Here is an 11,893-nt window from a genome sequence, read left to right as displayed (position 1 = left end):
TGGAAGCCTTTAGGCTGGAAGCCTTCCGGCCGGATCAGACGGCCTTGGAATACAGCTCGGCGACGTAGTCCCAGTTCACCAGGTTCTCGACGAACGCCTTGAGGTAGTCGGGACGACGGTTGCGGTAGTCGATGTAGTAGGAGTGCTCCCACACGTCGACGCCGAGGATCGGGGTGGCGCCGGAGACCAGCGGGCTCTCGCCGTTCGCGGTCTTGGCGACGATCAGCTTGCCGTCCTTCACCGCCAGCCACGCCCAGCCGGAGCCGAACTGGGTGACGCCGGCCTGGATGAAGTCTTCCTTGAACTTCTCCACCGAGCCGAGATCCTCGACGATCTTCTTCTCGAGCTCGCCGGGGATGGCGCCGCCGCCATTGGGCTTCAGCCAGTTCCAGAAGTGCAGGTGGTTGTAGTGCTGGCCGGCGTTGTTGAACAGGCCGGGGTTCTTGCCGTAGGAGCCCTTGACGATCTCCTCGAGCGACTTGCCCTCGAACTCGGTGCCCTTCAGCAGGTTGTTGCCGTTGTTCACATAGGCGAGGTGGTGCTTGTCGTGATGGTACTCAAGCGTCTCGCGCGACATATAGGGCGCGAGAGCATCATAGGAATAAGGCAGATCAGGAAGCGTGAAGGACATCGACTCTGTCTCCGCAATGTAAATCTGGCTCCCGCCTCGGCAGCGAGCGCCGGGCGGCTTCCTCCCAAAGGTGCGTGCGCACCGAAAAGAGATCGACGTGACTAGATAGGGCGGTCCGCCGCCGGGGACAACCGAAAGCCATGGCGAGTCCGCATTTCCCTGGGAAGAATTTCCGGCAGGTGGACAACCGGCTCGGCGACGAGCCGACAGCGGCGCGAAAGCAAAGCATCTTGGTAAATGTGGCGAGCTTTCGTAAAAGCGGTCCGCGGCATAAGTTAGAATGCAAGGAGGGCTGGTCGCGAATCAGCCCGGCGGAGTGTTTTTATGGGTGCAATCATCATCGGCATCGGTCTGGTGATCGGCGCGATCGGCGTCGTGGTCGGACTGATCGGCGTGCAATCCCTGGCACAACCTTCCGGGGCCGCGCTCGTCATCGTCGGCACCCTCGGCTTTGTCGGCGGATTGCTGCTGCTTGCGCTCGGCTTCGTCCATCGCGCCTTGATCGACATCGGCCTGAAGCTCGACGGCGTCGTGCATGTGGAGGCCGATGAGTATTACGAGGGCGAGCATGCCCGGCAGGTGGCGGCCCATGACGACGCGCATGAGGATTACACCCGCGCGGCGCCCGCGGCGGTGACGCCCTTCGAGCCGCCGGCACGGCTTTCCGAGCCGAAGGCGGCCGCGCAGCCGCCGGAGCCGCCCGTTGCGGTGTTGCCGGCCGAGCCCGACGTGCCGGGCCCCGAATTTCCCGCGTCCGGCGTTCCCGCGCCTGCGCCCGCGAAGGAGAGTTCAGGCGGTCTGCCGTCCTGGTTCCGGCGCAAGCGTGCGCCCGAACCGGCCCCGGTTGAGCCGGCGCCGGAGCCGGATCTCGCCGAGCTGGCGACGGACAGCCCGGAACTGCCGCCGTTCGAACTGTCGGACCTGCTCGAGCCCGAGCCGGTGCCGGTCGACACCAAGCCGGTCGACACCAAGCCTGCCGCGGCGGAGCCCAGGCCCGCCATGCCGGACTTCCTCAAGCCGAAGCCGCCGGCCGAGCCCAAACCGGCCGCCAAGCCGGCGGCACCGGCGCCCGAGCCGAAGATCGCAAAGCCGAAGCCGCCCGAGACAGCCCCGGCCGCCGCCGATACCGACGAGGGGCCGGGCGCGCCGCCGGCTTTCCTGCATGTCTCCGACCCGACCGACGAGCCGCCGAGCGAGCCGCCGGGGATCACCGTGCTCAAGGCCGGCGTCATCGGCGGCATGGCCTACAAGCTGTTCTCGGACGGTTCGATCGAGGCCGAGCTGCCGGATGGCACGCTGCGTTTCGCCTCGCTTCAGGATCTTCGCGACCACGTCTCCGGCGCCGGTCCGGGCTGAACCTCGCCGGAAAGAGGCATCGACCGACAGGGCGCCGCGACGAGGGTCGCGGCGCCCTTTTTCGTCAGCGGGCGGTATCCGCCAGGGCGCTCGCCGCGACATCCGCCATGGTGTCCGTCACCTTGGCGGCGGCCAGCGCGAAGGCGTGGACCAGCGCGGTCTCCTCCAGCCGGTCGAAGCGGCCGGCGGCGCCGCCATGGCCGGCATCCATGTTGGTCTTCAGGAGCAGCGGCGCGTCGTTGGTGCGGGTGGCGCGCAGCTTCGCCACCCATTTCGCCGGCTCCCAATAGGTGACGCGCGGATCGGTGAGGCCGGCCAGCGCCAGGATCGCCGGGTAGTCGGTCGCCGCGACGTTGTCATAGGGCGAATAGGCGCGGATGAAGCGGAAGGCTTCCGCATCGGTGATCGGGTTGCCCCATTCCGGCCATTCCGGCGGGGTGAGCGGCAGCGTGTCGTCGAGCATGGTGTTGAGCACGTCGACGAACGGCACTTCCGCCACGATGCCGGCGAACCGGTCCGGGCGCAGATTGGCCACCGCCCCCATCAGCATGCCGCCGGCCGAGCCGCCATGGGCGACGATGCGGTCGGGCGCGACGATGCTGGCTTCGACCAGATGGTCGGCCGCGGCGATGAAATCGTGGAAGGTGTTGGTCTTGCTGGTGAGCTTGCCGTCGAGGTACCAGCGCCAGCCCTTCTCGGTGCCGCCGCGAATATGCGCGATGGCATAGACGAAGCCGCGATCCACCAGTGACAGCCGCGAGGTCGAGAAGCCGGCGGGGATCGAGATGCCGTAGGCGCCATAGCCATAGAGCAGGCAGGGCGCGCTGCCGTCGAGCGGCGTGTCGCGGGAGAACAGCAGCGACACCGGCACGCGCGCGCCGTCCTTCGCCTCCACCATCAGCCGCCGGGTGACATAGCGGGCCGGATCGTGGCCGGAGGGCACCTCCTGCCGCTTGCGCAGCACCCGCTCGCGCGAGGCGACGTCGTAATCCCACACCTCCGCCGGGGTGGTCATCGACGAATAGGTGAAGCGGATCAGCGTCTTGTCGAAGCCGTGGCCTGGGTCGAAGCCGAGCGAATAGGCCTCCTCCGCGAAGGCGACCGCGTGTTCGGCGCCATCGGCCAGGGTGCGCACCACGATGCGCGGCAGGCCATCCTCGCGCTCCAGCCGCACCAGATGATCGCGGAAGGTGCTCTGGGAGAGGATGAACCGGCCGGCACGGTGCGGCACCAGATCGCGCCAATGAGCCCGTCCGGGAGACAGGATCGGGGCCGTGACGATCTTGAAGTCCTCGGCGCCGTCGGCATTGGTCTCGATGACCAGGCTTTCCACGCCGTCGATGGAAGGGTGGTGCTCGACGCCGTAGCGCAGGCCGGGCTCGCGCGGCTCGACGAGGCGCGGCGGCTCCAGCGGCGCATCGAGGTCGACCAGGTGCACCTCGCTGGTGTCGTGGTCGCCGCAGGAGATCAGCCCGAAGCGCTCCGACTGGGTGCGGCCCAGCGAGACGAAGAAGCCCTTGTCCGGCTCCTCATAGATCAGCACGTCATCTTCCGGCGGCGTGCCGAGCGCGTGGCGATAGACGAAGCTCGGCCGGTGCTCGGCATCGCGGCGGATGTAATAGAGATAGGCGCCGCTGTTGCTCCACAGCACGTCGCCGGTGGTCTCCTCGACCACGTCGGGCAGATCGGTACCCGTCGCGAGGTCGCGCAGCCGCAGCGTGTAATATTCCGAGCCGGCGCTGTCGGCGGTCCAGGCGACCAGGCGGTGATCCGGCGAGGGTTGGATGTCGCCGAAGCTGAAATAGGCCGGCTCCTTCCCCAGCGCATCGCCGTCGAGCAGCAGCTGTTCCTCGCCGCCCTCCACCGGGATGCGGCAAAAGAGCGGATGCTGCCCGCCTTCGCGGAAGCGCGTGTAGTAGGCGAACGGGCCATTGGGCGAGGGCACGGAGGAATCGTCCTCCTTGATGCGCCCGCGCATTTCCTTCACCAGCGTCCGGCAGAGATCCGCCTGCGGGGCGAACCAGGCGTCCGCCGCCTGATTCTCCGCCTCCAGATGCGCCCGGATGTCCGGCGCCAGCAGGGAGGGATCGCGCATGACGTCGCGCCAATTGTCGGCGCGCAGCCAGGCATAGGGATCGACCAGCGTCTCGCCATGGAACTGGCGCACGAGGGGGGCGTGGTGAGATGCGTGGGCGGCCTCCGCCGGGAGGTCGACGCTCACCGGGCGTTCTCGCTTCCGGCGTCGGCGCGGAACGTCATGGCGACGCCGTTCATGCAGAAGCGCATGCCGGTCGGGCGCGGCCCGTCGGGGAAGACGTGGCCGAGATGCGCGTCGCAGCTGGCGCAGCGAATCTCGATGCGGTGCATGCCATGCGAGTGGTCATGGATCGCGGTGACGGCGTCCTTCGAGACCGGCTGGAAGAAGCTCGGCCAGCCGGTGCCGGATTCGAACTTCGCCGAGGAGTGGAACAGCGGCTCGCCGCAGCACACGCAGCTATAGGTGCCGGCTTCCTTCTGCGACAGATGCGGGCCGGTAAAGGCGCATTCGGTACCGTGGCCACGGGTGACGCGGAACTGCTCGGGAGTGAGCAGGGCGCGCCACTCGGCCTCCGTCTTCACGACCTTGGGGCGGGGGGCGGTTTCGTCCATATCGGCCTTCCTGCTGAACGCCCCTGACATAAGCGTCGGACCCGCCGCCTTCAAGCCGCGCCGAGGAGACGAAGGCTCCGCGACGACGACAGGCTACCTTACCGGAAATTCATCAAAACTCCGTCGCCGATGCGATATATCTGTCGGGTCGAGCGGCGCGGGGTTTCGCTCGGGTGAACACATTCAGTTGAGGGTGCGGTGTATCGTCCGATGACGGGCGACAACACATGCGATGAGCGACTAAAGTTCGAATCAAATTCGAAAGTTCTTGATGTCGGTTAAAGACAACCTTATCTAAAAAGGTTAGAAACGCATATGGCTGCTGATGGTCGTGTGGGTTCGTCCTAAGGCCGATGTCGTGGTGGGTGGATGGTCGGCGTCTTTTCTGTCGACCTGTCGAAAAAGAACGACTCATGAGCGAAAATACTGATATCGAGAAATATATTGAACTCGCCGCTGACATTGTCTCCGCTTATGTGAGCAACAATGCGGTGATGTCGAACGACCTGCCGTCGCTGATCGGCGACGTGCACGCGGCGCTGCAGTCTCTCGGCAAGGTGGCCGAGGAGCCGGCCGCCGAACCCCTGAAGCCGGCGGTGTCGGTGAAGCGGTCGATCGCGCCGGACTATCTGGTCTGTCTCGAGGACGGCAAGAAGTTCAAGTCGCTGAAGCGCCATCTGCGTACCCAGTACGGGATGACACCGGAGCAGTACCGCGAGAAGTGGGGCCTGCCGGCCGATTACCCGATGGTGGCGCCGAATTACGCGGCGGCGCGTTCGGAGCTGGCCAAGCAGATGGGGCTCGGCCAGCAGCGTCGGCGCGGCGCCGCCTGAGCGCCGCTGGCATCCGGGCCGTGGCTCGAGGGCCCGGCCCGACGATTCGATCAAGGCCGTCGCGTTACGCGGCGGCCTTTTCATTTGCGACGCCGCATGGCGGGTGGCCCCGACCCTGCCGGAGGGGCGAGCGAATCGTGCGGCCATGCGGTTGGGCAGGGGCAACTCGCTGACGTCGCCAGCGGCCGCGTCAGGACGCCGCGCGGGGCGTGCGTGCACCACCCGGCGGAGCGGGATGGAAGCTGCCGTCCCGAGGAGGCGCCGTGCGTCGGCATGACGCGGGCGCGCCGGCGCCTCGCCGGCTCAATTCGGCTGCCGTCTCGGCCTCAAGCCGCCGCAGAGCCGCATGGCGCGCCGGATCGTAGCCGATGCCGCTGAGGGCGGCGCGCCGCTCGATACGCAGCAGGCGCGCGAGACGGGTGCGCCGCTCGCCGATGTCGGGGCCGAGAAACGGCCTGAGCGCCGCGACCCGGGCGGCGATCGCCTCGGCGGCATCGTGGTCGCGGCTTGCGCGCAGGGTTGCACGCCTTGGTTGTGAGTATCGCATGGGCATCTCCGTGAGCACGCTCATTGTGATGCCATGCGGAGAAAGGCGGATAAGTTGGTTGCTGGCACCGCGCGGGGCGATGCCCGGTGCGGTGCGGAAGCCATGCGGCACGGCCAGGTTGTTATGTTCATCTTTTGAGTGTAGGTTTAAATTCCTGCAATCAAGGGTATGTCCTCATGGCGCCGCTTCTCCCTAGCCTTCCGACCGCCGGTCCAATGGGCCATGTCAGCCTGCTGGCCGCCCGCCTCGCGGCCGAAAACGCCGGCGTGCCGCTTCATGACCTCCTGCAGACGCGAAGGGGGCGGCGTGCCAGCGCCTCCGCCCGCGCGCTGGCCATGTATCTCGCCCATGTCGGCCTCGGCGAAACCATGGGTCGGGTGGCGCGGGACTTCCGCCGCCACCGCTCCACCGTCGCGCATGCGTGCCGCCAGATCGAGGAGCGTCGGGAGGACCGCCGCTGTGACGACTGGATCGATGGGCTGGAGCGACGACTGCGCCGCGCGACGGAGGCCGGTCATGGCGGGTGAGCACATGGCGGCGGGCCGGATCGTCGAGCGGCTGGACATCATCATCGAGGGCCAGCGCCACCAGGTGGAGGTCGATCTCACGGAGAGCCCGCTCGCCTGGCTGGCGCGGCGGCGCGGCCGCGAGGGGCGCGGCTTCATCGACGCGGTGCAATTGATGGCGGGAGAACGGCTGCGGGCCGATTTCACCCGCGCGCAGATGATGCCGCGCACCACCGCCGACTGGAGCGGGATCGGCCGCGGGCCGGCGCGCCATGCCGCGCGCACGGGGCTGGCTTCCGGCGAGGCGGCGCTGGCCGCCAAGCAGCGGGTGGCGAAGGCGATGGAGGTCGTCGGGCCGGAATTCTCCGGCACGCTGCTCGACGTGTGCTGCTTCCTCAAGGGGATCGAGCGGGTCGAGCAGGAGCGGGGCTGGCCGGCGCGCTCCGGCAAGGTGGTGCTGGGCCTCGGCCTCGACCGGCTGGCCCGTCACTACGGCCTGTCGCGGGAGGTCACCGGGCCGGCGCGGGCGCAGATCCGCAGCTGGAGCGCGCCAGAGTCGGGGGAGGCGGGGCGGTCAGACGGTGGCTAGCGCGCCGCGCGCGTCGGCGCGAATGCGCTCCACCATGGAGCGCAGGCCGTTCGAGCGCTGCGGGGTGAGATGGTCGCGCAGGCCGATCCGGTCGAACACGGCGGCGGGATCGATGCCGAGTATGTCGCGGGCCGATTTGTCGGAATACAGCGCCAGCAGGATGGCGATGAGGCCGCGCACGATATGCGCGTCGGAATCGCCGATGAAGGCGAGGCGGGGGCCGTCGGCTCCCGCCGACAGGTCGCTCACCAGCCACACCTGGCTGGCGCAGCCCTGCACCTTGGTCGTCTCCGACCGCTCGGCTTCCGGGAAGGGCGGTAGCTTGCGACCGAGCTCGATCAGGTAGCGGTAGCGGTCGTCCCAGTTATCGAGCAGCTCGAAATCGTCGATGATGTCGTCGATGGTCATGGTCATGTCGCGGCGTCCCTCAGGGCGCATATAGGGGCGCGACCTGCCCGAGCGCAATGGCTGCCGTCAGCTCGGCCGGCGCGGCGGCGTCGGTACCGCCGGCGTCGCGGTGGCGGGAGCCGCTGCGGGGGCGCCTACTGGCGGGCCGAAGATGGTGGAGTTGTCGGCTTCGGCGCGGGTGCCGCCGTCGCCGGACCCCGGCGCCTGCCAGGCCGGGCTGAGGTCGTGCGCCGTGAGGGTATCGCCGGGGGCGTTGGCATTGGCGCGCTCGGCGACCTTGCGCTTCTGCTCGGCGATCTGCTCGCCGATATAGCTCAGCAGCAGCCGGGCGCCGGCCTCGGCACGGGTGCCGAGCGTGGTGGCGATCTCGCTGCCGATGGCGCAGGCCTGCGGCTGGCGATCGCAGAAGCCGCGCGCGTCCGACATAGCCGAACCGGCGGCGGACAGCGCCTGCAGGGGATCGACCGGCGCGGAGCCGGCGGTGGAAGCCGGAGCCGGGGCATGGGGCTGCGACGACTGCAGCCCGGGAATGGACGGCAGCAGGATCAGTACGAGCGTCAACCAGAACGCGACACGCAGAAGGAAGAACATCGCCCCGTCTCTCGTTTGCGATGGGCGCGGCCGGCGTTCCTCGTACGCCCTTTCTCGCCCATCTTTCCCCAGCATAACGCGCAGACGTTGCACAACCGGTGTCGGGATCCGGCAAAATCGTTAGATTGCGTAAAGCTGCGGTTAAGCACGCCGGCGGCATCATGGCCGCTCAGGTGCCGGCAGCGGCGCCGTGGGAGGCCGGCCGGCAGGGCCGGAGGCTGGGGAGTACGGGATGCCGCGATCTTATGCGAGCGACCTTCTCGTGGATGGAATCGACCTCGGCGCGCAGCGCGCTCTGGTCGTGCCCGAACGTCCGAAGCATCGGCGCTCGGACCTGTTCATGGTGGTCGTGGCCGCTGCCGCCAGCGCGGCGGTGATCGCCAATGCCTTCGTGCTCCAGGATGGGCGGCGCGAGAGCAACGGCACGCCGGTTCCGCCTCCCGCACCGGCGGCGTCACGCCCGGCGCCCTCGGCCCCGGCCGCCGCCGCAAAGCCCGTCGCCCGCAGTGCCGATACCGACGCCATGCCGGCTGCGGCCCCGGCTTCCGCGCCGGCGGCCGTCGCGATGCCCTTGCCGCCGGTCAAGCCGCCGGTGCCCAAGCCAGTCGCCAAGGTCGAGCCCGCCGCGCCCGCCGCTCAGGCGGCTGCGGCCGCTGCCGCCGCGCCGGTGCGCCCGCCGGCCGAGGTGGCGGTGTCCGCCCGCATGGTCGAGGTGCAGAAGGCCCTGGCCCGCCTCGGCTACGGGCCGATCCGCATCGACGGGCGCGCCAGCGAGGCGACCGAAAAGGCGATCAAGGATTTCGAGCGCGACCGCCGCCTGCCGGTGACCGGTCAGATCTCCGACCGGCTGGTGAAGGAACTCAACGCCGTTGCCGGTTTCTCGATCCAGTAGGGGAGCGGCATGCGCCTGAAGAGCGCCATCTGGGTTTCCGCCCTGATCCGGCGCGCCAACGGGGTGGGGGCCTTTGCCGCCGTGCGCCGCCGCGGCGCCGAGGAGGCCGGCGCGGCCTTCGTCAAGGTCGCCAGCCTGGACGGCAAGGCGGCGCTTTACGGCCCGGCGCCACCCTCCCTCGACGACGAGGTCAGCCCCGAGCGCCGCTTTGTCGTTCTCGTGCCGGCCGACCGGGCGGAGGTCGAGGCGGAAGAGCGGATGGTCAAGGAAATCCGCTTCGACCCGGATCTGTGGTTCGTCGAGATCGAGGATCGCGAGGGGCGCAGCTTCCTCGACCTTGCCTGAGGCCGGCCCGGTCTCGGGTCGAGCCCGGTCCTCAGCCTTGTTCCTCAGCCCTCTTGCCGGCGCGGCTCGCTCGCGCCGTCGCCGGTTTGAGCGGGCGCGGGCCGCGGCACGGCGACATTGCGCATCGACGGAGCTTCCAGGGCGGGGCGCGCCGCGCCCGGGCGGCGGGTGCCGCGCCAGATCGCCACCATGTGCTGCGCGCTCGCCGACGGCAGCGCATCGAACAGATCGGCGAGGCGCGCCATGTCGCTCGACGAGCGCCCGACTCCGGGATGCAGCCGGAACAGGATCCGCGACAGCACGGCGAGGCTGAGGCCGAGAGCCCGCGCCACGATGGCGAGCGCCTGTCCCGCCTCGTCCGCGACGATGCGCATAGCCGTCTCGGCTGGCACGGACAGCGCCCGCTCCATGAGCAGGGCGAGGGCGACGCGATCATCGCGCTTGGCGGCGGCGAGCAGGTTCTCGACGAAGGGCTCTCCCTGGGCGCCGACCCGCTCCGCCAGCGGCAGCGGCGGCAGGGTGAGCAGGCGGTGCAGCAGGGCGGTGCGCTCCTCCGGCGAGGCGCCGAAGAAGTCCGGGGCGGCCGAGGGTGATTGCCGATGCCCGTCCCGTGCGTGATGAACGGTGGAAGCGAGCTGCTTGGCGAGTTCGGGCGAGACGTCGCGGCGGGCGGCGATCGCCTGCAGCCGCGCCGGCTCGGCGTCGGCGGCGAGATCGATCAGCGCCGCCTCGTCCAGCACCGGCGAAAGCCGCAGCAGCGGCGCGGCGATCTCGATGGAGCCCGCGGCCAGTCGGTGAATCAGTTCCGCCGGCAGGTCGGCGCGGCGGGCGAGGCGCTCGGCGGCCTGGCGCGCCTGCGTCAGTGGCACCGCTTCCATCAGCCGGGGCAGCAGCACGCCGAGGCGGCGGGCGGCGTCGTCGTCGCCGACGCCCTGCGCGATCACGCGGTCGACCAGCAGCGCCAGCAGGGCCGGGCGCGTATCGGCGTCACGACGACGGGCGTCCTCGAGGGTGGCCTTGAGACTGGGGCCGACGGTGGAGGGCATGAAGGGCGACAGGTTCGAGCGATGAGGGAGGGTACGCCGGGACCGGCCGAACTAAATTGCGCCATGAACGTTAGCAGCGCGTTAACCACGCCGGAACTAGCTTCCACTTGTCCGGTTTGGCTGAAGATCGGAGGACGCAGAATGGGTTCGGTCGTACCGTTTCCTGCCTTCCGCAAGCCGCGCGCGCGCCGTGACCGGCGCCGGGAGGCGACGCTGCCCGTGTCGGCGAAAGTCGTGATCCTGCCGGCCATACGCATCACGCGCGCGCCGCCGCCGGTATCCACCCAGACGGTCGCCAGCGCCGGGCCGCCCAAGGCGTAGAGCGGCATGAACGGGTGAATTCAGGGCGTCGGCGTGCAACGCGCCGAGGCGATGGCGCTTTGTACCTCCGCGCGGGCGCCGCGTTCGCGGGCCAGCCCGCGAATGACGACGATGCCCTCCTGCGAGGGCGATTCCACCACCAACCGGTCGGCGACCGTCACCTCCTCATCTTCCGGCATCGCCGCCTTCTGGCGGGCGTTCATCAGATCGAGCTCGATGACGGTGCGCCCGGCCGAGCGGTCGTTGATGGCGTAGAAGGGCAGGCCCTGGCGGGTGTAGAAGGAAATCGAGGTGTAGTCCTCGGTGGTCGGCACCCGGACCTTCAGCGGCCCCTCGGTGAGATCATAGAGGCAGACGGCGGTGACGAAGGCCGGGTCCGAGGCGGGCAGTGCCTCGGCGAGAAGGCGGCGGTTTTCAAGCAGCGTGACGGCGTTCACCTGGCCGGCTTCCGCCAGACGGGCATAACCGTCCCGCTCGGCGACATAGGGCATCATCAGCACCCCGACGAGATGCACGAGCGCGCCCAGCACCAGCCCGGCGAGGATGGGAACCACGAGGCGTTTCACGGGCAGCGCTCCGTGACCAGGGCGGGCATGTCGGGGGCGTCGCTGGTGCGGCTGGCGAGGCCGACCGGCGCGTCATAGAGGCGAAGCGTCAGCATGAGGCGGTCACGGGCGCCGGTCGGCAGCCAGTTGCCAGCGCGCGCCCGCGGGCTCAGCACGACGTCGACCGTGCCGTCGCGGTTCCACACCACCTCCGTCGAGGTGAAACCGTGCCGGTCGGCGGCGTTGTCGACGAGATTGCCGGCGCGGTCGGTAAGGGTGAGCGTCCAGAAGCGCGCCTGCGGCACCGTGCCGGAGAGGCGGATGTCGCAGCGTCCGTCGAGCGGCGCGCCCTTGTCGTCGCTCGACGCGACGAAGGCGAGGCCGTCCGCCAGTTCCAGCGGCAATTCGCCGGCGCGCGCCAGCGTCGCCCGCGCATAGGGATCGGCATTCTCGGTGCCGGCCTTGGGCCAGGCCTTCCAGGCCCCGGCCCGCACCACGCCGGGGCCGTAGCCATTGGTGGTGACGAACCAGGTGAGGCCGAGGCCCACCACGGCGCCGATGACGAGAGTGAGGATGAAAAGCAGCGGACGCACGGGCGGGAGGAATCCGGTATCGGGGACGGTATCAGGCAGGC

At 69.4% G+C, this 11,893-nt stretch carries 16 protein-coding genes; 7 read left to right on the top strand and 9 right to left on the bottom strand.

The features are described from left to right. Nucleotides 1-34: 34 nt before the first annotated feature. Nucleotides 35-631: a superoxide dismutase gene (locus tag LGR54_RS10095; protein WP_214011349.1), complete on the bottom strand. Its 597-nt coding sequence runs from the start codon at nt 629-631 to the stop codon at nt 35-37. 324 nt (nt 632-955) lie between these two features. Here LGR54_RS10095 and LGR54_RS10090 point away from each other — a divergent pair, with 324 nt between their 5' ends. Then, nucleotides 956-1,987 carry a hypothetical protein gene (locus tag LGR54_RS10090; RefSeq protein ID WP_230362096.1) on the top strand — a complete coding sequence of 344 codons (1,032 nt, stop codon included), beginning with the start codon at nt 956-958 and terminating at the stop codon, nt 1,985-1,987. A 64-nt stretch (nt 1,988-2,051) separates the two neighbouring features. Here LGR54_RS10090 and LGR54_RS10085 read toward each other — a convergent pair whose 3' ends face one another. Then, on the bottom strand, nt 2,052-4,208 hold the full coding sequence (locus LGR54_RS10085) for a S9 family peptidase (RefSeq protein ID WP_370638176.1): 2,157 nt from the start codon (nt 4,206-4,208) through the stop codon (nt 2,052-2,054). Beyond that, nucleotides 4,205-4,636, bottom strand: a complete 432-nt coding sequence (msrB, locus tag LGR54_RS10080; RefSeq protein ID WP_230361833.1) for a peptide-methionine (R)-S-oxide reductase MsrB — start codon at nt 4,634-4,636, stop codon at nt 4,205-4,207. Before msrB ends, LGR54_RS10085 begins: the two co-directional genes overlap by 4 nt. 413 nt (nt 4,637-5,049) lie before the next feature. Between msrB and LGR54_RS10075 the strand changes: the two genes are divergently transcribed. Continuing rightward, nucleotides 5,050-5,469 (top strand): MucR family transcriptional regulator, encoded by a 420-nt coding sequence (locus tag LGR54_RS10075; RefSeq protein ID WP_230361832.1) that lies wholly within the window; start codon nt 5,050-5,052, stop codon nt 5,467-5,469. 190 nt (nt 5,470-5,659) lie between these two features. Here the strand turns inward: LGR54_RS10075 and LGR54_RS10070 are convergent, their stop codons facing one another. Continuing rightward, nucleotides 5,660-6,040 (bottom strand): hypothetical protein, encoded by a 381-nt coding sequence (locus LGR54_RS10070; RefSeq protein ID WP_230361831.1) that lies wholly within the window; start codon nt 6,038-6,040, stop codon nt 5,660-5,662. 152 nt (nt 6,041-6,192) lie between these two features. On the opposite strand from LGR54_RS10070, the gene LGR54_RS10065 reads away from it, so the two are divergent. Together LGR54_RS10065 and LGR54_RS10060 are read left to right on the top strand one after the other, a co-directional pair. Beyond that, nucleotides 6,193-6,543 carry a helix-turn-helix domain-containing protein gene (locus LGR54_RS10065; protein WP_230361830.1) on the top strand — a complete coding sequence of 117 codons (351 nt, stop codon included), beginning with the start codon at nt 6,193-6,195 and terminating at the stop codon, nt 6,541-6,543. Further along, entirely contained in the window at nt 6,533-7,111 is a 579-nt protein-coding gene (locus LGR54_RS10060; RefSeq protein ID WP_230361829.1) for a DUF6456 domain-containing protein, read from the top strand. The genes LGR54_RS10065 and LGR54_RS10060 overlap by 11 nt, the downstream gene beginning before the upstream one ends. Here the strand turns inward: LGR54_RS10060 and LGR54_RS10055 are convergent. Beyond that, nucleotides 7,097-7,525: a SufE family protein gene (locus LGR54_RS10055; protein ID WP_230361828.1), complete on the bottom strand. Its 429-nt coding sequence runs from the start codon at nt 7,523-7,525 to the stop codon at nt 7,097-7,099. The two genes, LGR54_RS10060 and LGR54_RS10055, sit on opposite strands and share 15 nt — an antisense overlap. Nucleotides 7,526-7,585: 60 nt before the next feature. Further along, a complete protein-coding gene (locus LGR54_RS10050) occupies nt 7,586-8,110 on the bottom strand; it encodes a DUF5330 domain-containing protein (RefSeq protein WP_230361827.1) in 525 nt (174 codons plus the stop codon). A 232-nt stretch (nt 8,111-8,342) separates the two neighbouring features. Between LGR54_RS10050 and LGR54_RS10045 the strand changes: the two genes are divergently transcribed. Both LGR54_RS10045 and LGR54_RS10040 read left to right on the top strand, forming a co-directional pair. Further along, complete coding sequence (locus LGR54_RS10045; protein WP_230361826.1) at nt 8,343-9,002, top strand: peptidoglycan-binding protein; 660 nt, start codon at nt 8,343-8,345, stop codon at nt 9,000-9,002. 9 nt (nt 9,003-9,011) lie between these two features. Next, complete coding sequence (locus LGR54_RS10040; protein WP_230361825.1) at nt 9,012-9,347, top strand: DUF1491 family protein; 336 nt, start codon at nt 9,012-9,014, stop codon at nt 9,345-9,347. 44 nt (nt 9,348-9,391) lie between these two features. On the opposite strand, the gene LGR54_RS10035 is transcribed toward LGR54_RS10040, so the two are convergent. Beyond that, a complete protein-coding gene (locus LGR54_RS10035) occupies nt 9,392-10,393 on the bottom strand; it encodes a DUF2336 domain-containing protein (RefSeq protein ID WP_230361824.1) in 1,002 nt (333 codons plus the stop codon). A 141-nt stretch (nt 10,394-10,534) separates the two neighbouring features. Here LGR54_RS10035 and LGR54_RS10030 point away from each other — a divergent pair, with 141 nt between their 5' ends. Next, nucleotides 10,535-10,714: a hypothetical protein gene (locus tag LGR54_RS10030; RefSeq protein WP_230361823.1), complete on the top strand. Its 180-nt coding sequence runs from the start codon at nt 10,535-10,537 to the stop codon at nt 10,712-10,714. A gap of 20 nt (nt 10,715-10,734) precedes the next feature. Here the strand turns inward: LGR54_RS10030 and LGR54_RS10025 are convergent, their stop codons facing one another. Next, nucleotides 10,735-11,280, bottom strand: a complete 546-nt coding sequence (locus LGR54_RS10025) for a DUF1254 domain-containing protein (protein WP_230361822.1) — start codon at nt 11,278-11,280, stop codon at nt 10,735-10,737. After that, entirely contained in the window at nt 11,277-11,852 is a 576-nt protein-coding gene (locus tag LGR54_RS10020) for a DUF1214 domain-containing protein (protein ID WP_230361821.1), read from the bottom strand. The genes LGR54_RS10025 and LGR54_RS10020 overlap by 4 nt, the downstream gene beginning before the upstream one ends. Between the last annotated feature and the right edge of the window lie 41 nt (nt 11,853-11,893).

Origin of the sequence: Ancylobacter sp. Lp-2, assembly GCF_020523795.1 — a bacterium.
Lineage (GTDB): Bacteria > Pseudomonadota > Alphaproteobacteria > Rhizobiales > Xanthobacteraceae > Ancylobacter.
The sequence above is the reverse complement of the archived record's forward strand: the minus strand, read 5'-3'. Positions and strand labels throughout refer to the sequence as shown.

Excerpts from the sequence above, each read along its gene's own strand:
- LGR54_RS10095 (WP_214011349.1), bottom strand. The coding sequence starts at position 631 with ATGTCCTTCACGCTTCCTGATCTGCCTTATTCCTATGATGCTCTCGCG.
- LGR54_RS10090 (WP_230362096.1), top strand. The coding sequence starts at position 956 with ATGGGTGCAATCATCATCGGCATCGGTCTGGTGATCGGCGCGATCGGC.
- msrB (WP_230361833.1), bottom strand. The coding sequence starts at position 4,636 with ATGGACGAAACCGCCCCCCGCCCCAAGGTCGTGAAGACGGAGGCCGAG.
- LGR54_RS10075 (WP_230361832.1), top strand. The coding sequence starts at position 5,050 with ATGAGCGAAAATACTGATATCGAGAAATATATTGAACTCGCCGCTGAC.
- LGR54_RS10070 (WP_230361831.1), bottom strand. The coding sequence starts at position 6,040 with ATGAGCGTGCTCACGGAGATGCCCATGCGATACTCACAACCAAGGCGT.
- LGR54_RS10065 (WP_230361830.1), top strand. The coding sequence starts at position 6,193 with ATGGCGCCGCTTCTCCCTAGCCTTCCGACCGCCGGTCCAATGGGCCAT.
- LGR54_RS10060 (WP_230361829.1), top strand. The coding sequence starts at position 6,533 with ATGGCGGGTGAGCACATGGCGGCGGGCCGGATCGTCGAGCGGCTGGAC.
- LGR54_RS10055 (WP_230361828.1), bottom strand. The coding sequence starts at position 7,525 with ATGACCATGACCATCGACGACATCATCGACGATTTCGAGCTGCTCGAT.
- LGR54_RS10050 (WP_230361827.1), bottom strand. The coding sequence starts at position 8,110 with ATGTTCTTCCTTCTGCGTGTCGCGTTCTGGTTGACGCTCGTACTGATC.
- LGR54_RS10045 (WP_230361826.1), top strand. The coding sequence starts at position 8,343 with ATGCCGCGATCTTATGCGAGCGACCTTCTCGTGGATGGAATCGACCTC.
- LGR54_RS10040 (WP_230361825.1), top strand. The coding sequence starts at position 9,012 with ATGCGCCTGAAGAGCGCCATCTGGGTTTCCGCCCTGATCCGGCGCGCC.
- LGR54_RS10035 (WP_230361824.1), bottom strand. The coding sequence starts at position 10,393 with ATGCCCTCCACCGTCGGCCCCAGTCTCAAGGCCACCCTCGAGGACGCC.
- LGR54_RS10030 (WP_230361823.1), top strand. The coding sequence starts at position 10,535 with ATGGGTTCGGTCGTACCGTTTCCTGCCTTCCGCAAGCCGCGCGCGCGC.